23 protein-coding genes, 4 tRNA genes and 1 pseudogene are annotated in these 17,982 nt (G+C 73.3%); 10 read left to right on the top strand and 18 right to left on the bottom strand.

Translation table 11 applies throughout. From position 1 onward, the window contains the following. Positions 1 to 3: 3 nt before the first annotated feature. Both A3CO_RS0100135 and A3CO_RS35130 read right to left on the bottom strand, forming a co-directional pair. A complete protein-coding gene (locus A3CO_RS0100135) occupies positions 4 to 270 on the bottom strand; it encodes a hypothetical protein (RefSeq protein ID WP_018330205.1) in 267 nt (88 codons plus the stop codon). Beyond that, on the bottom strand, positions 267 to 1,511 hold the full coding sequence (locus tag A3CO_RS35130) for an aminotransferase class III-fold pyridoxal phosphate-dependent enzyme (protein WP_018330204.1): 1,245 nt from the start codon (positions 1,509 to 1,511) through the stop codon (positions 267 to 269). Before A3CO_RS35130 ends, A3CO_RS0100135 begins: the two co-directional genes overlap by 4 nt. A gap of 328 nt (positions 1,512 to 1,839) precedes the next feature. Between A3CO_RS35130 and A3CO_RS0100125 the strand changes: the two genes are divergently transcribed. After that, positions 1,840 to 2,178, top strand: coding sequence for a DUF1330 domain-containing protein (locus tag A3CO_RS0100125; protein WP_026204128.1), 339 nt, complete (start codon positions 1,840 to 1,842; stop codon positions 2,176 to 2,178). Positions 2,179 to 2,233: 55 nt separating this feature from the next. Here A3CO_RS0100125 and A3CO_RS0100120 read toward each other — a convergent pair whose 3' ends face one another. Beyond that, positions 2,234 to 3,451 carry a cytochrome P450 gene (locus tag A3CO_RS0100120; protein WP_018330202.1) on the bottom strand — a complete coding sequence of 406 codons (1,218 nt, stop codon included), beginning with the start codon at positions 3,449 to 3,451 and terminating at the stop codon, positions 2,234 to 2,236. An 85-nt stretch (positions 3,452 to 3,536) separates the two neighbouring features. On the opposite strand from A3CO_RS0100120, the gene A3CO_RS0100115 reads away from it, so the two are divergent. Next, entirely contained in the window at positions 3,537 to 4,178 is a 642-nt protein-coding gene (locus A3CO_RS0100115) for a TetR/AcrR family transcriptional regulator (protein ID WP_018330201.1), read from the top strand. Positions 4,179 to 4,217: 39 nt separating this feature from the next. Here the strand turns inward: A3CO_RS0100115 and A3CO_RS0100110 are convergent, their stop codons facing one another. The 6 genes from A3CO_RS0100110 to A3CO_RS0100085 all read right to left on the bottom strand — a co-directional run bounded on the left by A3CO_RS0100110 (position 4,218) and on the right by A3CO_RS0100085 (position 7,758). Then, the gene (locus A3CO_RS0100110) at positions 4,218 to 5,078 is read right to left on the bottom strand and encodes an SGNH/GDSL hydrolase family protein (protein WP_033413227.1); all 861 of its coding nucleotides are present in this window, start codon (positions 5,076 to 5,078) and stop codon (positions 4,218 to 4,220) included. A gap of 81 nt (positions 5,079 to 5,159) precedes the next feature. After that, complete coding sequence (locus A3CO_RS0100105; protein WP_018330199.1) at positions 5,160 to 5,399, bottom strand: hypothetical protein; 240 nt, start codon at positions 5,397 to 5,399, stop codon at positions 5,160 to 5,162. Between the two features lie 346 nt (positions 5,400 to 5,745). Then, positions 5,746 to 5,817: transfer RNA gene (locus tag A3CO_RS0100100), tRNA-Val, on the bottom strand. Positions 5,818 to 5,837: 20 nt separating this feature from the next. Continuing rightward, a complete protein-coding gene (locus A3CO_RS0100095; protein ID WP_018330198.1) occupies positions 5,838 to 6,332 on the bottom strand; it encodes a TIGR02611 family protein in 495 nt (164 codons plus the stop codon). 41 nt (positions 6,333 to 6,373) lie between these two features. Continuing rightward, the gene (locus A3CO_RS35125; RefSeq protein ID WP_018330197.1) at positions 6,374 to 7,162 is read right to left on the bottom strand and encodes an anti-sigma factor; all 789 of its coding nucleotides are present in this window, start codon (positions 7,160 to 7,162) and stop codon (positions 6,374 to 6,376) included. Further along, the gene (locus tag A3CO_RS0100085) at positions 7,159 to 7,758 is read right to left on the bottom strand and encodes an RNA polymerase sigma factor (protein WP_018330196.1); all 600 of its coding nucleotides are present in this window, start codon (positions 7,756 to 7,758) and stop codon (positions 7,159 to 7,161) included. The genes A3CO_RS35125 and A3CO_RS0100085 overlap by 4 nt, the downstream gene beginning before the upstream one ends. 290 nt (positions 7,759 to 8,048) lie before the next feature. Between A3CO_RS0100085 and A3CO_RS0100080 the strand changes: the two genes are divergently transcribed. The 6 genes from A3CO_RS0100080 (at position 8,049) to A3CO_RS35120 (ending at position 10,429) form a co-directional block, all read left to right on the top strand. Beyond that, complete coding sequence (locus A3CO_RS0100080; protein ID WP_018330195.1) at positions 8,049 to 8,468, top strand: SsgA family sporulation/cell division regulator; 420 nt, start codon at positions 8,049 to 8,051, stop codon at positions 8,466 to 8,468. A 92-nt stretch (positions 8,469 to 8,560) separates the two neighbouring features. Next, a tRNA-Gly gene (locus tag A3CO_RS0100075) sits at positions 8,561 to 8,633 on the top strand. Positions 8,634 to 8,659: 26 nt separating this feature from the next. Next, positions 8,660 to 8,731: transfer RNA gene (locus A3CO_RS0100070), tRNA-Cys, on the top strand. Position 8,732: 1 nt separating this feature from the next. After that, positions 8,733 to 8,804 (top strand) — tRNA-Val (locus tag A3CO_RS0100065). Positions 8,805 to 8,825: 21 nt separating this feature from the next. Next, the gene (locus A3CO_RS37765; RefSeq protein ID WP_157646887.1) at positions 8,826 to 9,056 is read left to right on the top strand and encodes a hypothetical protein; all 231 of its coding nucleotides are present in this window, start codon (positions 8,826 to 8,828) and stop codon (positions 9,054 to 9,056) included. Positions 9,057 to 9,328: 272 nt separating this feature from the next. Beyond that, positions 9,329 to 10,429, top strand: a complete 1,101-nt coding sequence (locus A3CO_RS35120; protein WP_018330194.1) for a hypothetical protein — start codon at positions 9,329 to 9,331, stop codon at positions 10,427 to 10,429. Between the two features lie 362 nt (positions 10,430 to 10,791). On the opposite strand, the gene A3CO_RS38555 is transcribed toward A3CO_RS35120, so the two are convergent. After that, entirely contained in the window at positions 10,792 to 10,989 is a 198-nt protein-coding gene (locus A3CO_RS38555) for a hypothetical protein (RefSeq protein ID WP_169510908.1), read from the bottom strand. On the opposite strand from A3CO_RS38555, the pseudogene A3CO_RS40285 reads away from it, so the two are divergent. Further along, positions 10,898 to 11,101: pseudogene (locus A3CO_RS40285) on the top strand (IclR family transcriptional regulator domain-containing protein); the annotation flags it as partial. The gene A3CO_RS38555 and the pseudogene A3CO_RS40285 overlap by 92 nt on opposite strands. Positions 11,102 to 11,242: 141 nt before the next feature. Here A3CO_RS40285 and A3CO_RS38550 read toward each other — a convergent pair. The 7 genes from A3CO_RS38550 to A3CO_RS0100015 form a co-directional block, all read right to left on the bottom strand. After that, positions 11,243 to 11,686: an OsmC family protein gene (locus A3CO_RS38550; RefSeq protein WP_018330192.1), complete on the bottom strand. Its 444-nt coding sequence runs from the start codon at positions 11,684 to 11,686 to the stop codon at positions 11,243 to 11,245. Positions 11,687 to 11,688: 2 nt separating this feature from the next. Next, a complete protein-coding gene (locus A3CO_RS0100040) occupies positions 11,689 to 11,868 on the bottom strand; it encodes a hypothetical protein (RefSeq protein ID WP_018330191.1) in 180 nt (59 codons plus the stop codon). A 39-nt stretch (positions 11,869 to 11,907) separates the two neighbouring features. Then, positions 11,908 to 12,696: an alpha/beta fold hydrolase gene (locus A3CO_RS29250; RefSeq protein WP_018330190.1), complete on the bottom strand. Its 789-nt coding sequence runs from the start codon at positions 12,694 to 12,696 to the stop codon at positions 11,908 to 11,910. A 44-nt stretch (positions 12,697 to 12,740) separates the two neighbouring features. Next, positions 12,741 to 13,712: an NADPH:quinone oxidoreductase family protein gene (locus tag A3CO_RS0100030; protein WP_026204127.1), complete on the bottom strand. Its 972-nt coding sequence runs from the start codon at positions 13,710 to 13,712 to the stop codon at positions 12,741 to 12,743. Between the two features lie 26 nt (positions 13,713 to 13,738). Continuing rightward, positions 13,739 to 13,915 (bottom strand): hypothetical protein, encoded by a 177-nt coding sequence (locus A3CO_RS37755; protein ID WP_018330188.1) that lies wholly within the window; start codon positions 13,913 to 13,915, stop codon positions 13,739 to 13,741. A gap of 208 nt (positions 13,916 to 14,123) precedes the next feature. Further along, positions 14,124 to 14,786: an NADPH-dependent F420 reductase gene (locus A3CO_RS0100020; protein WP_018330187.1), complete on the bottom strand. Its 663-nt coding sequence runs from the start codon at positions 14,784 to 14,786 to the stop codon at positions 14,124 to 14,126. A gap of 53 nt (positions 14,787 to 14,839) precedes the next feature. After that, the gene (locus tag A3CO_RS0100015; protein WP_018330186.1) at positions 14,840 to 16,045 is read right to left on the bottom strand and encodes an oxidoreductase; all 1,206 of its coding nucleotides are present in this window, start codon (positions 16,043 to 16,045) and stop codon (positions 14,840 to 14,842) included. Positions 16,046 to 16,173: 128 nt separating this feature from the next. On the opposite strand from A3CO_RS0100015, the gene A3CO_RS0100010 reads away from it, so the two are divergent. After that, positions 16,174 to 16,971 carry a class I SAM-dependent methyltransferase gene (locus A3CO_RS0100010; RefSeq protein WP_018330185.1) on the top strand — a complete coding sequence of 266 codons (798 nt, stop codon included), beginning with the start codon at positions 16,174 to 16,176 and terminating at the stop codon, positions 16,969 to 16,971. Here A3CO_RS0100010 and A3CO_RS40280 read toward each other — a convergent pair. After that, positions 16,958 to 17,308: an HNH endonuclease signature motif containing protein gene (locus A3CO_RS40280; protein ID WP_425393402.1), complete on the bottom strand. Its 351-nt coding sequence runs from the start codon at positions 17,306 to 17,308 to the stop codon at positions 16,958 to 16,960. The genes A3CO_RS0100010 and A3CO_RS40280 overlap by 14 nt on opposite strands. Positions 17,309 to 17,982: the final 674 nt, after the last annotated feature.

Raw genomic sequence — 17,982 nt, 5'->3', positions numbered from 1 at the left:
AGTTCAGCGACGCCGCAGGGCGGTGAACCCCGACCACGACGCCGGGCCGCGGCCGGTCCGCAGGGCCTCCGCGGCCTGCTCGCGGGTGGTGCCCGCCGGCACGACGTGGGTGGCGTCGAGCGGTGGGAGTCCGGCGGCCCGCCGGTCGCGGTTGAACCGCTCGTGCAGCGTGTAGGCCACCCCGGGCACGTCCTCGACCGGCCCGACCAGGCCAATCCGCCGCTCCCCCACCATCACGACGGTGCACGTGGGGACGTCGGCGATCGTCATGCCGCCACCTCCGCGACCGCCGCCGAGACGATGTCGAGCCCGGCGTCGAGGTCGGCCGTGGCGATCGTCAGCGGCGGCATCACCTTGACCACGTCGTCGTCGGGACCCGCCGTCTCCATCATCAGCCCGCGGCGCCACGCGGCGGCGCACACCCGCTCCGCCGCCCCCGGCTCGGCGATCGCGAGGCCGCGCGCGAGGCCGCGGCCGGTGGGCCGCAGCGCCAGGCCCGACGTGTCGGCGGCGAGGCGCTCGAACTCCGCGGCGACCCGCTCGCCGTGGGCGAGGACGCTCCGCTCCAGGGCACCGTCGGCCCAGTACTCCCGCAGCGCGGCGGTCGCGGTGACGAAGGCGGGGTTGTTCCCGCGGAAGGTGCCGTTGTGCTCGCCGGGCGCCCAGACGTCCAGCTCCGGACGCAGCAGCACGAGCGCCATCGGGAGCCCGTACCCGGAGATCGACTTGGACAGGCAGACGATGTCCGGGCGGATGCCGGCCAGCTCGAACGAGAAGAAGGGGCCGGTGCGTCCGACGCCCATCTGCACGTCGTCGACGATGAGCAGGATGTCCAGCCGCCGGCACGTCGCGGCCAGCTCCCGCAGCCACTCCGGGCTCGCCGGGTTCAGCCCGCCCTCGCCCTGGGTGGTCTCGACGATCACCGCGGCCGGGGTCTCGAACCCGGACCCGCCGTCGGCGCTCATCTGCTCGAGCGTCGTCCCGGAGGTGTAGATGAGATAGGCCAGCTCGTCGACCGGGCCGCCCGTCTCGTCGGCCGTCAGCGGGGCGTCGCTCTCGTGCTCCGCGTCGGCCGGGTCGATCCTCGTCACGCCGTCCGGGAGCCGGTCCGCGAGAGCCGGCGTGACGATCGCGGCGGTGGCCTCGGCGTCGTCGCAGATGAACCCGACGCGGTCGGCCGGGAAGCCGGCATCCAGCGGGACGTACGCGGCGTGCACGAGCCCGACGGCGAGCATCGCGACGTACGACGCGACCGGCTCGTCGACCAGGATGGCGACCCGGTCGCCGGGGCGGACACCGCGGCCCGTCAGCAGCCGTGCGGTGCGCCGGGCCCGCGCGGCCAGCCGGGCGGTCGTCCAGCGCTCCTCGCCCGTGTCGACGGCGACCCGCTCGGGGTGCCGCGCCGCGAGTTCGGTGAACAGATCCGGCAGCCGCTCCCCCGGTCGGTGGCGGGGTCCCTGGTCGCGGCTCTCGTCGACGACGGGACTGCGCGTCGCTCCCGTGACCGTCATGTTCCACCTCGTCCGCGCGCTCCAACCGACCGTGCGCAACCGAAGCTAACCCCTGCCCCCGACGGGTGAATGCTCGCGATGAACCATGTCACCGCGACGTTTCAAGCACGTGTCAGAGATCCTGTTGAAGGGCCGGTGAGCTGCGAAAATGCCGTTCATGCGCGTTCACGCAAGATCGACAGACGTTCACGGGACGCTGACGTCCCGTGACACGACGGTTCACCGACGACCCGGTCGTCGCGACAGGATCCGGGCGCCGCACGCGGAGCGGCGACCATGACCCGGGAGGTCATCGCTCCCACGCGCGGACCGGACCACGCTTGTCGTCATGAACGCATACGCGGTGGGCCTGCTCCATGACATCGACCAGAACGACGAGATCCTCGACTACCTGCGCCGCATCCAGGCGACGCTCGACCCCTACGCCGGCCGGTTCCTCGTCCACGGCGCGACGCCGGAGGTGCTCGAAGGGCCCTTCGACGGCGTGATGGTGCTGATCGGCTTCCCCGACCTCGACGCGGCGCGGGCGTGGTACCGCTCCCCCGCATACCGGGAGCTGCTGCCGCTGCGCACGCGCAACGCCCGCAGCGTCACGTTCCTGCTCGAGGGCTGCGGCCCCGACCACGACAGCGCGGCGCTCGCGGACCTGATCGCGGCGGCGCACTGATCCGGGGCCCGACGACGACCCGGAGCCGAGGGGCGGCTCCGGGTCGTCCGCAACGTCACCAGGTGACGGGGAGGGCCTTCACCCCACCGGTGAGGTGGTGGGTCCGCACGTCGATGTCGTCGAGACCCACGGCGAGGCGGAGGTCGGGCAGCCGCCGGGCGAGCGTGCGGAAGACGGTGCGCAGCTCGGTGCGGGCGAGGCTCGCGCCGATGCAGAAGTGGCCGCCGTGGCCGAAGCCCACGTGCGCGCGCTCCTCGCGCTCCGGGTCGAACGCCTCGGCGTCGGCGAACGCCTGCGGGTCACGGTTGGCGGCGTTGATCGAGATGACCACCGCGTCGCCCTCGTGGATCGTCACGCCGGCGATCTCGACGTCGGTGTGGGCGTAGCGCACCAGTCCGAGGTCGCCCGGCGCGCCGAGGCGCATGATCTCCTCGACGACCCGGTCGGTCCGGCCCTCGGGGTCCTCGACGAGGTAGTCCCACCGCTCGGACTCCGTGAGGAGCATCAGGACGCCGAGTCCGATGCGGTTGACGGTCGTCTCGTGGCCGGCGAAGAGCAGCCCGACCGAGAGCCGGATCATCTCCTCGTAGTCGTAGGCGTCGTCCTCCTCCTGGGCGTGCACGAGGTCGGAGATGACGTCCTCGGTCCGCTGCGCCCGCTTCTGCTCGGCGAGCCCCGCCATGTACCGGCCGAACTCCTGGCGGGCGCCCTGCGCGTCGACGGCCGGGTCGAAGGTGGCCATGCGGTCGGAGAGGGCGCGGAAGTGGTCGGCGTCGTCGTGCGGCACGCCGAGCAGGCGGCAGATCACCGCGACCGGCAGCGGCACCGCGAGCGCCTCGTGCAGGTCGGCGACGCCGTCGGCCTCCTTCGCCACGACCAGGGTGTCGACGTAGCCGTCGACGAGCGCCTGGACGTCCTCGCCCATCTGCCGCATGCGCTTGGCGGAGAAGGCCGGGGTGAGCAGGCGCCGCATCCGCGTGTGGTCGGCCTCCTCGGTCTCGTAGTTGCCGCTCGGGCCGTCGGCGATCGCCGCGTGGGTGATGCGCGCGGCGCGCTCGGGGTGCGGGTGCGAGCGACCGAACCGCTTGTCGCCCAGCAGGTCGCGCACCTCCTCGAACCGGGTGACCAGCCAGGCCGGGTCGCCCGCGGGCGTCGTCACGGCGGCGACCGGGGCCTCGCGCCGCAGGACGTCGTACAGCGGGGCGAGCTCGAGGACGTTGGGACGCTCGAACGGCAGCGTCAGGTCCGCGGGACGGTCGGTGGTGGCAGTCATGAGGACTCCTCGAGGTGACGGCGGCGTCACCGACCGTACGTCTTTGTGGCAGTGGGTGCCATTAAAAGCCGGGTAAGGTGTGCGGATGGGCACAGCTCCGGACGACGGCGCCGCCGGCCGCCGCGGTCGGCCTCCGGTCACCGAGGAGCAGCGGCGCCGTCGCCGGTTGGAGATCTCCCGGCACGCGGTGGCGCTGTTCCGGGAGCACGGCGTCGCCGAGACGACCGGCGAGCAGGTCGCCCGCGCGGCCGGGGTCTCGGAGCGCACCCTGTGGCGGCTCTTCCGCTCCAAGGAGGCGTGCGTCGAGCCGCTGCTCTCGGTGTCGCTCGACGCGTTCGTCGACGTCCTGCGCTCCTGGCCCGAGTCCGAGGAGCTCGGCGCCCACCTGCGCTCGGCCTACGTGATGTCGCCCGAAGACCTCGAGGCGGTGCTCGCCGTGGTGCGGATGTCGCGGGACGAACCGGCCGTGCGCGCCGTATGGCTGGTGCTGCACGAGCGGGCCGAACCGGTGTTCGCCGACGTCCTCGGCCGACGGCTCGCCCTGCCCCCGCACGACCTCACGGTCGCCGTCCGCGCCGCGGCCGTGAACGCGGCCCTGCGCGTACTCACCGACGCCCTCGCGTGGTCGGGCGGCACCGACCCGTCGTCGGGCGTGATCGACGAGCACCGCGACCGGCTGGCCGAGGAGCTCCGCGGACTGACGGAGCTCCCGGCCCGGCGGCCCTGAGTCGATCCCCGACCGGGGTCCGACTCTCGGGCCTCTGACTCAGACCTTCGCGAGTCCGAGGTTGGCGATCGCGTTGTTCGCCATCTCCCGCTCACCGATGGCGTTCGGGTGGACCGGTGCGGCGTTGACCGGGACCGCCGGCTCGACCCAGCGCACGCCCGGGAGCTGGCAGGCGTCGTGGCCGGTGGAGATCGCCGTGACGTCGAGGTAGGTCACCCCGGTCTGCGCGGCCGCCCGCTTCACGGCGTTGTTGAGCGTGTTCTCGATGTTGTTGAGGTAGGGCACGTCCCCGGAGGCCACTGGCATGATCGGGTAGCACCCCGTCGTCGCCGGCAGGATCCGCAGGTACCCGGAGATGGCGACGCGGGCCTTCGGGGCCTTCTTCTTCACGTCCTGCAGCGCCCGGACGATGTTCGGGTAGTTGCTGGTGTTGATCGTGTCGACGAAGCTCGAGCCGTAGGTGCGCTCGCACGGGTTGCCCTGGCCGGCCGTCGTCAGGGCCGCGGTGGCGCACTTCTGGATGGTCGAGACGAAGACGTTGTTGTCGTTCCCGCCGATCGTCAGCGTAATCAGCTGCGTGTCGGCCGAGATCGCGTCCAGCTGGGGCGGCACCCCGGGCGACTGCGACGTCCGGAAGTCCTTCGTCTGCGCCCCGCTGCAGGAGGCGTCACGCAGCGTGGCGCCCGTGTCGGAGGCGATGTCGTGCGCCCAGTTGAGCTGCGACTGACTGCAGGCGGGAGCCGATCCGGGAGCCGCAGGCTGGATGCCTGCACCCGAGCTGTAGCTGTCGCCGAGGTTGACGTAGCGCAGCGGCTGCGCCTGGTTCGCCCACGCGATCGTCCCCACGAGGAGCAACCCGATCACCGCCACCGCGGCGACCACAACCCGACGTGCACCCATGCGACATCCTCCTCGAGTCACCCGACCGAGCAGGACGGTAGAGGCATACCCCGACAATCAGAAGGGCGGGTACCCGACCGGTCAGGTCGTGGGGACCTCGTCGAGCCACGACACGACCGTGCTGACGGTCAGGCCGGTCGACCGCGACAGTGCCTCGCGCAGCAGTCGCGCCTTGCGCTGATCCGGGAGTTCGGTCAACGAGCGCGCGAGCTCGACCACCTGCACCCGGCCGTCGTCGTCGAGCCCCAGCTCGTCGATGTTGACCAGCGCCGACCACGCCGCCAGACGCGCCCGCTCGCCCCACACCGTCGCTTCGTGCACGGCGCCGATACTAGAACTCTCAACCGATCGAACGGAAATCGATCGTGGGCAACCGAGTGGTCCGGACCAGTCGCCCGCCCGTTGACAGCGAAGCGTCGTCACTGGCGTCCAGTGGCAGGAACGCCGCACCGTCGGCCGGGGCCGGGGCCTGTGTGGCACCGGGGCCTCCTGGGTGCACCCGATGCCACTGACGTCGCCCGACCGGCACCGAGACGTCACCGACCCGGCCCCAGCGCCGTCGTCCGGACCCATGGGTGACGTCTCGCCCGACCGGCACCGAGACGTCGTCGGGCCCGGGAACGACGAAGGCCCGGCTCCCTCAATGGGAACCGGGCCTGCCTGCGAGTGGGCGATACTGGGATCGAACCAGTGACCTCTTCGGTGTGAACGAAGCGCTCTCCCCCTGAGCTAATCGCCCGCAGCACGGACCAGCCTAGCTCACGCCATGATCGGGCTGCGCAGCCAGGTCCAGTGGTCGAGGCCGACCGTCCTGGCCGCGATCCACAGCGCATCCAGCAGCCAGAGCGTCGCCAGCACGACGGCGCCCGTGGCCAGCACCAACAGCAGCTGCACCACCCTGTTCCGGCGCTTGACCCACGCGACCCACCGGTCGTAGTGGCGGCGCGCGAACCGAAGGACGCGTCCGGCCCACTCGAACTCGGTGGAGAGGATGCCGAGGCCGGTGAAAACGATGAGCCAGCCGGGGCCGGGGTACGGGATCGCGATGATCCCGAGGATCAGCACGACGGTGCCGAGGAACCCGATGCCGCAGCGCCACGCGAGGTTCCAGTGCGGCCGTGCCCGCACCGTCATGCGGAAGGCCCGCACCCGGACCCGCAGTCCGTGCAGGCGTCTTCCCGACGGTGGGTCGGCCGGCTCGGTGGTGGCGGTCGCGGTCGGTCGTGCGGAGGTGGTGCCCTGGTCCTGGGTCATCGCCTTCCCTGGCCTCGTCGTCGGTGCGGGCCCGCGGGAGGTCAGCCCGCCAGCTGACCGCTCGCGACGACCTGCGTCGGCGTGGCGGGCACCGTCCGGCCGGGTTCGTAGGAGACCGCGAACCCGGCGACACGGCGGTCCGCCACCGTCGAGGGTACGGAAGTCGTCACGGGCCCCGAACCGGACATGTCGAACGCCTGCAGCCCGACCGGTCGGCCCCCCGCCAGACCCCAGAGCACGTAGGTGTGCGCCGTGTCGTTCGCCGGCAGCCCCGTGGCGAGGAGCTCGTAGCCGGCACCGCGGTCCACGACCAGTCCGACGAACCCGCCCTGCGCCGACGCCAGGACCGCGTGCGGCGTCCCCGGCCGGGCGGCCGCGTCGACGAGTTCGACCACCTGCCGACCCTGCTCGGCCTGCGCTGCGGCCGCGTCCCGCTCCTGCGCGAGGTCACGGTTCGCGTTCACGAGCCCGCCGATCACGACGACGAGCGCGGCTGCGGCGGCCACCACGAGCCCGGCCACGAGCCGGCGGCGGCGCCGCAGCGGCACGACGTTCGACGGCGCGGCGTCCTCGTCACCGGACGCCGGCGACGACGCGCTGTCATCCCGCGAGGCCGCCTCGAGGATCCGGTCCCGCAGCGCCGGCGGCGGGTCCATCGGCTCGACCGCCGACCCGAGCAGGGCGGCGACCTCCTCGGACCCGGCCACGATCTCCTGGCACGCGGCGCAGTCGGCGAGGTGTGCCGCGAACTCCGCGTCCTCGTCGGGCTCCAGCCCGTGCAGCACCCAGGCGACGGCGAGTTCGGGGTGGCCGTCGGGCGTCGCCCTCATGACGATCCCTCCCCTCGCTCGACCTGTCCCTCCAGCATCCCCCGCAGTGTGCGCACCGCGGTGAACATGCGTGATTTCACCGTGCCCAACGGGACCCCCGCGATGCTCGCGACCTCCCGCTGGGTGAAACCGCCGAAGTAGGCGAGCGTCAGGGCCTCACGCTGCTCGGTGGGCAACTTGTCCAGCGCGTCGCGCACGTGGCCGGCCACCACGCGCTCCAACGCCGCCTCGTCGGCGCCCGGACCGGCGGGCAGGCGGTCCTGCGCGGACCAGTCGTCGGCGTCGTCGGCCGGGGGGACCGTGTACTTGCGGCGCGTGGCCTCGCGCCGGACGGCGTCGACCGCCCGGTGGTGGACCATCGTCATGAGCCAGGTCGCGACGCTGCCGCGCGCCGCGTCGAACCGCTCGGGGTGGCGCCAGACCTGGAGGAAGACCTCCTGCACCACGTCCTCGGCGAGGGACTCGTCCACGCAGATCCGGCGGGCGAGGGAGTAGGCGCGGCGGGAGAACCGGTCGTAGAAGCGCTCCAGCGCCCGGGGCTCCCGGTCGGTCACGGCCCGCAGCAGTGTGGCGTCCGCCACGGCGTCGTCCGGCACGCCGTCACGCTCCGCAGTCGACTCGGATCGTCTCTGCGACGCCTCCGCCACGGGTCCACCTCCTCCTCGTGCTCGTGTGTCCGGGTCCGACGCGGCCCAGGTTAGTGCGGTCGGGTTGTGGTGGGCGCTCGGGCAGGGAGGGTCGACCGTTACGGAGGCGGACCGGGTAAGGGCTCGACCGGGTACTCCTAAGATGTGCTCGGTGCGTGAGCCGGGTGAACCGGCGTCACAGGCTCGGCCGCCGGTCGTTCCCCTCTTCGACAGCAGCGTGCGCGAAAGGCAGCCTTCGAATGCACAACGACCACGTGACGATCCGGTCCACGGCGGTGTTCGACCTCATCGGTCCGCCGAACCCGCCCGTCCCGGTCCAGGTGGAGCTCCGCTACGACACCCGCGACCCGTACGCCGTGCAGGCGGCCTTCCGCACCGGGCGGGCCGGGTGGGTCGAGTGGGTGTTCTCCCGCGACCTCCTCACCGAGGGCCTGATCGACGCGGCCGGCGACGGCGACGTCCGCATCCGCCCCTCCGAGGGCGAGTCGGTGGAGATCGAGCTCTCCTCCCCCTCCGGCCACGCGACGTTCCGGGCCCTCGCCCGTGAGGTCTCGGAGTTCCTCCAGCGGACCCACGAGGTGATCGAGCCGGGCGCCGAGGACGACTGGCTCGACCTCGAGCACGCCCTCGGCCTGCTGCTTTCGACCGACCCGAGCTGATCACCACCCCCCGGTTCGGGGGCCGCGCACGATGCAGTAGAGTTCTCATCATCGGCAGGGAGAACTTCTCCGGAACTTCTTACCGGTGACATGCGGACGTAGCGCAGTTGGTAGCGCATCACCTTGCCAAGGTGAGGGTCGCGGGTTCGAGTCCCGTCGTCCGCTCGGGGAGGCAGGCCTCCGAGGATCCCGGCGGAGTGGCCGAGTGGTTTAGGCAAGGGCCTGCAAAGCCCTGTACGCGGGTTCGATTCCCGCCTCCGCCTCGGGCGATTAGCTCAGTGGGAGAGCACTACCTTGACACGGTAGGGGTCACTGGTTCAATCCCAGTATCGCCCACAACAGGCCCTGGTCACGCTCGTGACCAGGGCCTTTGTCCTTTCCGGACCCGCCGTCGTCGGCCTGGCCGCTCTTCCCGACGGGTACGGCGTCGTCATCGTCCCGTTCGTGCTCGGCATCGGACGGGCCCGGGAGTGCGCCGACGCCGACAACCCCGGCCCGCGGGGCGCCGCCGTGGCCACCGCGACCGGTCGAGGTACCCGCTCGTCCGCCGAGGACGACCGGTCGGGGGCCGCACCGCACCGCTCCTGAGTTCCCCGGGGACCGGTGTCCCCGCGTGGACGGGGCGACGTCTCCGTTGCTGAACCGTGATGTCGGCAGACGGAGCAGCCCCACCCGCCGTCCGGAAGCACCTCACGCCGTTCGCCGCAGCAGGAGAGCCCCTGCTCGGCGTGCACGCCCGCCCGCTCTCAGCAACGGCGGGTCGACGGGGACGGGCTCCCTACCGTTCGTGCTGCGCCGCCGCGGGAATCCCCCGACTCCCGCGGCGGCACCGCTCCCCCGCGACCGGAGGTACCTCCCCCATGCGCCCCGACGTCCAGCAGGACCCGCGACCGGAGTTCGGCATCCCCGTGCCGCGCGAGGCGCGTCCGTACGACGGTTACGACGCCGCGCCCCACACCGGCGGCTACCCGGCGGCCCCCTACGGCGGCCCGGTCTCGGGTCCGCAGCCCGTGACCGGATACGGCTCCGGGGCCCACGTGGCCGTCCCGTACTCCGGCCCGCAGCCGCTCCCGGCCCACACCACCGGCGGCCGGCCCGTGTCCGAGCGCCCGATGTCGGGCCCGCACGCCTTCCCGCACGACGTCGGGGTGCGCGGCGCCGCCGACCCGACCGTCCGCCGACGCCTGGCCGACGACGTCGAGCCCCAGCGCTACGAGCACCCGAGCGGGCCGCTGCCGACCGGGGGCCACCGTCGTGGTGGTCGAGCCGGACGCGGCCGGACGGCGCTGCTCGCCCTCGTCGCGGCCGGCGCGGTCGCCGCGGGCGCGGCCGGCTACGTCGCGATCGCCCACTGGGGCAGCTCGGACCAGGCGGTCGTCCCGACGGCGGGCGCGGGCCAGGTGGCCCCGACCTCGCTGACCGGCGCGAACCTCGCGTCCCGCCAGACCCCGCTCGGCACGGTGGCCACGAGCGACGGGTACACGCTGTACTCGTTCACGAAGGACTCGAACAAGCCGGCCGCGAGCACGTGCACCGGGACCTGCGCCGAGCAGTGGCCGCCGGTTCTCGCCACCGACGCCGACCCCTGGCTCAAGGGCATCGACGCGAGCCGCGTGGGCACCGTCAACCGGCCCGACGGCACCAAGCAGCTCACGCTGAACGGCTGGCCGCTCTACCGCTACGCCAAGGACGCCGCGCCGGGCGAGACCACCGGCAACGGCGTCGGCGGCACCTGGCGCGCCGTGGGTCCGGACGGCAAGCCGGTCGCCCCGAACGCGCCCGCCGCCGGCGGCGAGCAGGCGGCGACCGGCCAGCAGGGCGGGCAGCCGACGGGTCAGCAGGGCGGCTACTCGGCCCCGGCCGCCGGAGGGAATCCGGCTCCCGCCGCCGGGGGCTACTCGGCTCCGGCCGCCGGCGGATCGACGTCCTACGGTGACGCCGGCGGGTCCTCCGGCTACTGAGTTCACTCGTTCAGCGCAGCTCTCCGTCACCCTCCGCGTCCTACTCTCCGGAGGGTGACGACCGCTGCGCCTCCGGGCACGCTCCGCGCCCTCCGTCTCCTCGCGGCGAATCCGGAGGGGCTCGACCTGCGCAGCGCCGGTCGGCACCTCGGACGCCCGACCGACGCGGCCCGGGCCGCCGTCGACGCCCTGATCGAGAGCGGGTACGTGGAGCGCACCCCGTCCGGCACGTTCCGGATGCGTCCCGGTCCGGGCCCGGTCGTGGCCCCCGCCGCGACCGGCTCCGTCGGGCGCGCCGCGGAGGTCCCGACGATGCTGGCGGACGCGGTGACCGAGCTGCACCAGCGGACGCGGGCGCGCGCCTACCTGGCGGAGTGGACCGACGACGACCACGTCGACCTCCTCGACGCCCGCGGCCACCAGCGGCTCGCCCGCATCCCCGACCTGCCCGCACGCGTCCCGCCGACGATGGCCCACGCGGTCGCCGCGGCGAAGGTGCTGATGGCGTTCTCCTCCGCGCGCCGGTCCCGGCTCGAGGGCGTCGCGGGGACCCGCTTCACGGCGGCGACGATCACGGACCCCACGGCGCTCGACGTCGAGCTCGCGACGGTCCGCCGCGACGGCTACGCGCTCGATCGCGGGGAGTTCGCCGAGGGCTTCAGCTGCGTCGCCGCGCCGGTGGCCGACCCCGGGGGCCGGGTCGCGGCGTGTCTCGCCGTGTCGATGCCGACCCCCCCAGCTGGCGACCTGCCGCGCCGAGACGATCCGGGCCGTCACCGACGTCGCGCGCACCGCGCACCGGCTCTGGTACCGCTAGACCGGCTCCACCGTCACGGGGAACGCGACACTGCGGGCGATGAAGCACGCCTCGTGGGCCGCGTGGTGGAGGCTCGCGAGGTGCCCCGCGCCCCCACCGGTCGTCGTGACCTGCGGGTGCAGCACCACCCGCTCGAAGGACCAGCCGCCGTCGTCGTCGCGGGTCATCCGCCCCACCGGAGTGTCGGTGTAGGCGGTCACGACGACGCCGGCCTCGGCCGCCACGTGCAGGAAGCTCAGCAGGTGGCACTCGGACAGCGCCGCCACCAGCAGGTCCTCGGGATTCCACCGTGCCGCGTCGCCGCGGAACGCCTTGTCCGCCGACCCGTCGAGGCTCGGCTTCCCCGTCGCCGCGACGGTGTGGTCGCGCGTGTAGGAGCGGTAGTCGACGGTGCCCGGGTCGTCGGACCAGGACACCGTCACCCGGTACTCGTGGGCCACCGCTACCAGTCCTCGCGGTCCTTGCGGTCCTCCTCCTCGGTCCGCTCGCGGGCGATCTCCAACGCCCGCGCGGCGGTGTCCCGGTCGGGGTAGGGACCGAGCCGGTCGGCCGCGCGGCAGCCCTCGTAGGGCTCCACCGTGTTGTGCTTCAGGCAGTAGTACCACTCGTTCTCGTGGGCCACGGCCCGCAGCCTGCCACGGATCAGCGCGCACGCACGGGTCTAGCCGCGGGAGAGTCGGGCCGTCCCGAGGATCAGCTCCGCGGTGAGCTCCGGGTCGTCCGCCATCGGGACGTGACCGCAGCCCGGGAGCACCACGACGCGGGCGTCGGGGAGCACCCGGCGCAGGCGTCGGATCTGCGCGCGCGGGAGCAGCAGGTCGCGTGAACCCCAGCCGACCATCGTCGGGACGTCCGCGCGTCGGGGCGTGGTCCAGGTGTCGAGGGCGGCGAGCATCGTCGCGAACCCCTCGCGGGGACGGGCCAGCCCCTGGAGGTCGTCCCCCATCGCGGCGTAGTGGTCGCGGCCGGGGTGGGCGACGAGGGCGCCGAGCAGCGCGTACCGGCCGGCGGGCGTCGCGAGCATCCCGTCGAGACGCTCGCGGGACCAGCTCTGCAGCACCTTGGACGCGCCGCCGAGCAGCGCCTTCGCCCACAGCCGCCCGACCGGGGACCAGAACCCGGCGGGCGAGAGCGCCGTCGCCGACCGCGCGGTGCCCCGCGCGGCCATCTCCAGGGCCATCAGACCGCCCAGCGAGTTGCCGGCGACGTGCGGCCGGTCGATCCCGAGGTCGTCGGCGAGGCTCTCGACGGCCTCGACCAACGGCCGCGTGGACCCGTCGAAGCCGGGGTCGACGTCCGCGGACTCGCCGTGCCCGGGGAGGTCGATCGCGATCACCTCGTGCTCCCGCTCCAGGAGCGGCAGCACCGGGTCCCAGCCCTGCCGGCGGTGCGTGATGCCGTGGAGGAGGAACAGCGGTTCCCCGGTTCCCGAGCGGCTGTGGGCGAGCATGATCGGACCTCCCCGACGACGACGTCGGAGGCGACCGTATCGGCCTACTCGCGGGTGTGGATCACGACCTTGCCCGTGACCCGCCGCTCCGCCAGCTCCCCCACCGCGGCGGCCGTCTCGGCGAGCGGGTAGACGCCGCTGACTGGCGGGGCGAGCCGGCCCGAGGCGATGTCGTCGGTCAGGTCGTCCCACTGCCGGCGCATGTAGCCGGGGTTGTTCCACGCCCACTCGCCCCAGCCCGCGCCCACCACCTCGGTGTTGCGCAGGAGCAGGCGGTTGACCTTGACGGTCGGGATCTCGCCGCCGGTGAAGCCGACGACGACGAGCCGTCCCCCGCGGGCGAGCGACCGCAGCGAGTCGGTGAACCGATCCCCACCGACCGGGTCGACGACGATGTCGACGCCCCGCTTGCCCGTGATCTCGAGGGCCGCGTCCTTGAAGCCCTCGACCAGGATCGCGTGGTCGGCGCCGGCGGCCCGGGCGACCTCGGCCTTGCCCTCGGTGGAGACGACGGCGATCACCGTGGCGCCCCGGGCCTTCGCGAACTGGATGCAGGCCACCCCGACGCCGCCGGCCGCGCCGTGCACGAGCACGGTCTCGCCGTCGGCGAGCCGCCCACGGCGGGCGACGACGAACTCGGCGGTCAGGTAGTTCATCGGGAGCCCGGCCCCGACGTCGAAGGACACGCTGTCGGGCAGCGGGAACGTCTGGTCGACCGGGGCGGCGACCACCTCGGCGAACGCGCCGACGACGCACAGCGAGGCGACCCGGTCGCCGGGGGCGAAGCCCGACCCGTCGGGGGCGGAGCGGACGGTCCCGGCGACCTCGGAGCCGAGGACGAACGGCAGCTCCGGCCGCATCTGGTACTCGCCGCGGGTCTGCAACAGGTCGGGGAACACCACACCCGCCGACTCGACGTCGATGAGGACCTGGTCGGGCCCGGCGACCGGCTCGTCGACGTCGACGACCTCGAGCGCTTCCGGTCCCTCGAGCTTGCTCACCTGCACTGCGCGCATGGGGGCGATCATGCCCCACGCGCGGGTCAGAGACCCAGGACGTGCAGGTGCGACAGCGCGCCCGCCACGTAGATCGCGAGCAGCACGAGAACGGCCACCAGCCCGCGGATCGCGCCCGGCGTCGCCAACAGGTCCGACCAGGTGCGCCGGCCCTCCGACCCGTCGGTGCGGTGCTGCTCGGTCGTACGTCCCGTGGTCGTCATGGTGGTCCTCCCGTGGATCGGCGGCCCGTGGGGCGGCGGCCGGAGGGATCCGACCGCCGCACTCACCCGTCGGACGCACGCCGCGCGGAGATCGTCACGGACTCGACCGGATGGAGTACGTCACGATCGCGGCAGGCTCCGCCGTCGGGAAGACCCGCCGTCGGCAAGACCCGTCGTCGGGAAGACCCGCTGTCGGGAAGACCCGTCGTCAGGAGGCGCGGAACTCCGCGGGCCGCTCCCGCGGGGCCTCCGCGAGGGCCTTGCGGACGCCCTCGGCGTCGAGGTCCGTGCCGTAGACCGGGGTGCCGGGCTGCTGGCGCCAGGACTCCTCGAGCGACCCCGCGTCGACCGGGTCGAAGCCGAGCTCGTCGACCAGCGCCAGCACGGTGTCCTTCGCGGGACCGTCTGGCCCGGCGACCGGCAGGGCGATCCGGCCGGGCGTGCCCTGCGGGACCCCGCGCTCGAGCAGGTACTTCCAGAAGATGCCGTTGAAGACCTTGTACACGTCGACCCCGAGCAGCTCGCTCACCCAGACGCTCTCCGGCGTCCCGTTCTCGAGGGCCTCGATCCGGCCGTCGCGCTGCTGGGGGTAGTAGTTGTTGGTCTCGACGACGGGCGCGCCCGGCTTGGCCGTCGCGACGATGCCCGGCGCGAGGTCCGGGGTGTTCTTCTGCGGGATGCTGACGATGACGAGGTCCGCGTCCTGCGCGGCGTCCTTCGCCCACACCGCGGTCGCGCCCGTCTCCGCGGCCAGGTCCGCCAGCGTCTCCGGGTCGCGGGAGTTCGCCACCCGCACCTCGTGTCCCAGGGACGTGAGCCGCCGCGTCAACGTCCCGCCGATCTTGCCCGCACCGATGATGCCGATCCTCATGCGCGGGGCAACCCTCCGGCCGACGCGGATGTTCCGCGTCGGCCGGCTGCGGGTCACGCCGAGCGCAGCATCGCGATCTCGTCCTCCGGGGTCGGCGACCAGGAACCGGTCGGGGGCAGCCCGATCGAGGCCGCGTGCCCGCGGAAGTTCTCCAGCCAGTGCCGCCAGTCGTCGGGGAGCATCGAGAACGGCGCCTCGTGGCCGAGCTCGCGCGCCGCCCACAGCGGCCAGTGCGGGTTGGACAGCGCCGGACGCCCGAGCAGGACGACGTCGGTCAGCCCGGCCTCGATCGCGCGGTTCGCGTTCTGCGGCACGCCGAGGTTCCAGGAGCAGACGGTCGGGATGCCGACCTCGCGCTTGATCCGCGACGACCGCTCGAGCATGAAGCCCGGGTCGTTCATCGGCGGGGCGACCTCCATGTCGTCGGTGTTGAACCCGAGGCTCATGTCCGCGGCGTCGAGACCGTGCTCGGCCATCCACGCGACGGCCTGCACCGACTCGTCGAACTGGACGCCCTTCGAGTGGAAGTCGTCCGAGCCCAGGCGCATCGTCAGGGGCAGCCGCTCGGGCCACACCTCGCGCACGGCGTCGAGGGCCTCGAGCAGGAACCGGGCCCGGTTCTCCAGGGAGCCGCCGTACTCGTCGTCGCGCTGATTGGCGAGCGGGGAGAAGAACTCGGCGCCCAGGTAGCCGTGGGCGAAGTGCATCTCGAGCCACTCGTACCCGGCGTCGGCGGCACGGCGGGCGGCGTCGGCGTACGAGCGGTGCAGGCCCTTGATCTCGTCGCGGGTCAGGGCGTGCACGTCGAAGGGGTGGTCACCGCCGTAGGGGATGTTCGACGGGCCGACGCACTGCCAGCCACGGTCGTGGTCCGGCGGGAACTGGGCGCCGGGCCCGTACTCGCCGATGCGGTCGTGCGCGGCGACCTCGCTGCCCTTGCGGCCGGTGTGGCCGAGCTGGATGCCCGCCACGCCGCCCTGGCGCTTGATGATCGCGGTGACCCGGGCGTGGCCCTCGATCTGGTCGTCCTCCCAGATGCCCGAGCAGTCGACCGTGGTGCGCCCCTCCGGCACGATCGCGACCTGCTCGGGGAAGATCAGCCCGAAGCCGCCGGCAGCGCGGGCTCCGAGGTACATCACGTGATAGTCGTTCATCTTCCCGCTGCGGTCCTCGCACGCGTGCTGCGTCATCGGGGACATCCCGATGCGGTTGCGCAGCGTCACGCCCTTGAGGGTGAACGGGCTGAAGAGGTCGGCCACGGTGAGCCTTTCGGGTCGTCGGAGGGACTCACCGTCGATGATTGTGCGCAACCGTTTCCGAGGGCATGCGTTCCTGTTGCGACCATGTGTCCCTCCGTGGAGGCGCGGTCACCGGGCAGACTCCCCGGATGGCCGGGGACCGCGAGACGTTGCGCGCCATGTTCGACGAGGACGCACTCCGCTACGACCGGGCCCGCCCGACCTACCCTCCGGCGCTCCTCGACGAGATCGACCGCCGGCTGACGACGTCTCCTCCGCGGACCCTGGAGATCGGGTGCGGGACCGGTCAGGCCACCGCCGCGCTGGCGCGCCGGGGCCACCGGGTGCTCGCCGTCGAACTCGGTGCCGCGCTGGCCGACGTCGCCCGGGCCCGCCTCGCCGACTTCCCGGACGTCGAGGTGGTGACCGCCGACGTCGAACGCTGGGAGCCGGAGGTCGCCGACGTGGACCTCGTCGTCTGCGCCACGTCGTTCCACTGGCTCGACCCCGCCACCCGGTTCGCCCGGGTCGCTCGCCTGCTGCGGCCGGGCGGGTTGCTGGCCCTCGTCCAGACCATCCACGTCTCGGGCCCCTCGGACGCGTTCTTCGCCGACGTACAGCGGTCCTGCTACGAGCGCTGGGATCCAGACGCGCCGCCCGGCCTGCGACTCGTACCCCTCAAGGACCTGCCGACGGCCAGCGCCTACGGGATCGAGGACGCCGCGGAGTTCCACTCCGCGCAGGTACGTCGGTTCCGGGCCGACCACCGCTACGACGCCGAGCAGTACCTGGACCTGGTCGGGACGTTCTCCAACCACCTCGCGCTGCCGGCGGCGCGTCGGGCCGGGCTCCTCGCCTGCCTGCGTGAGCACGTTCTCGCCCAGCCCGGCGGCACGATCGTGCGGTCGGTGGCCTTCGAGCTCGGCACCGCACTCAGATGCACATGACGATTTGCCAGGGGCGGTTGTGTCGTGGTGTTCGGGTGGGGTCGAGCCAGTGCGGTGGGGTGAACCAGGGCTGGTGGTCGAGCATGGCGACGGTCCAGCCGGCGTGGTGGACCAGGTCGTGGTGATAGCGGCAGAGGCAGACGAGGTTGTCGGGCTTGGTGTCGCCGTGGTCGGCCCAGTGGACGATGTGGTGGATTTCGGTGGTGTGGGCGCGTCGGCGGCAGCCGGGGAACGCGCAGTGCCGGTCGCGGTGGATGACGGCGCGGGCGGTGGCGGTGGGGACGGCGCGGGTCTTGCGGCCGACGTCGAGGACCTCGCCGTGGGAGCCGAGGACCATCGGGATGACGTCGGCGTCGCACGCCAGGCGTCGGGCGGTGTCGGGCCGGATCCAGGTGGAGTCCCCGAGCAGCGCCAGNGTCTGGCTGGTGTCGGTGAGCTGGTGGCGCAGCGTGTCGTAGTCCAGGGTCACGGTGAGGGTGACCCGTTCGCGGCCGGGCAGGGTCATCGCTCCGGGCTCCGGTGGGGTCCACGGCGGGGGCGGCGGCGGTTCAGGGCCGAGGCTTCCGGGTTCGGGTGCCGGATCGGCGGTGCCGTCCGGCGCTGACCCGACTGNNCCGAACGCGTCGGTCTCGCCGTCGGTGTCGTCGCCGGTCTCGTCGTGCCCGGTCTCGTCGCGGAGCTCGTCGAACTCGACGTCGTCGAACACGTCGTTCGCGTTCGGTGACGCGGGTCCGAATGCGGCGGGCTCGCCGTCGGCGGCGGAGTCCGCACTGGAGTCGGCGTCAGCCTCGGCGTCGGCGTCGGCGTCGGCGTCGGCGTCGGCGTCGGCCTCGGCGTCGGCGTCGGCCTCGGCGGAGCCGGTGCGCGCCTTCGTGTCGGCGTCACCGTCCATGGCCCGGGTGTCCGCGTCGCCGTCAGCGGCTATGCCGTCGCTGGTGCCGTTGCGGTCGTCGCCAGGGGACCCGGGGGCGGTGGCGTTGCCGGGGAGGTCGTCGTCGGGGCCGGTGTCGT

Origin of the sequence: Actinomycetospora chiangmaiensis DSM 45062 (assembly GCF_000379625.1) — a bacterium.
Lineage (GTDB): Bacteria > Actinomycetota > Actinomycetes > Mycobacteriales > Pseudonocardiaceae > Actinomycetospora > Actinomycetospora chiangmaiensis.
The sequence above is the reverse complement of the archived record's forward strand: the minus strand, read 5'-3'. Positions and strand labels throughout refer to the sequence as shown.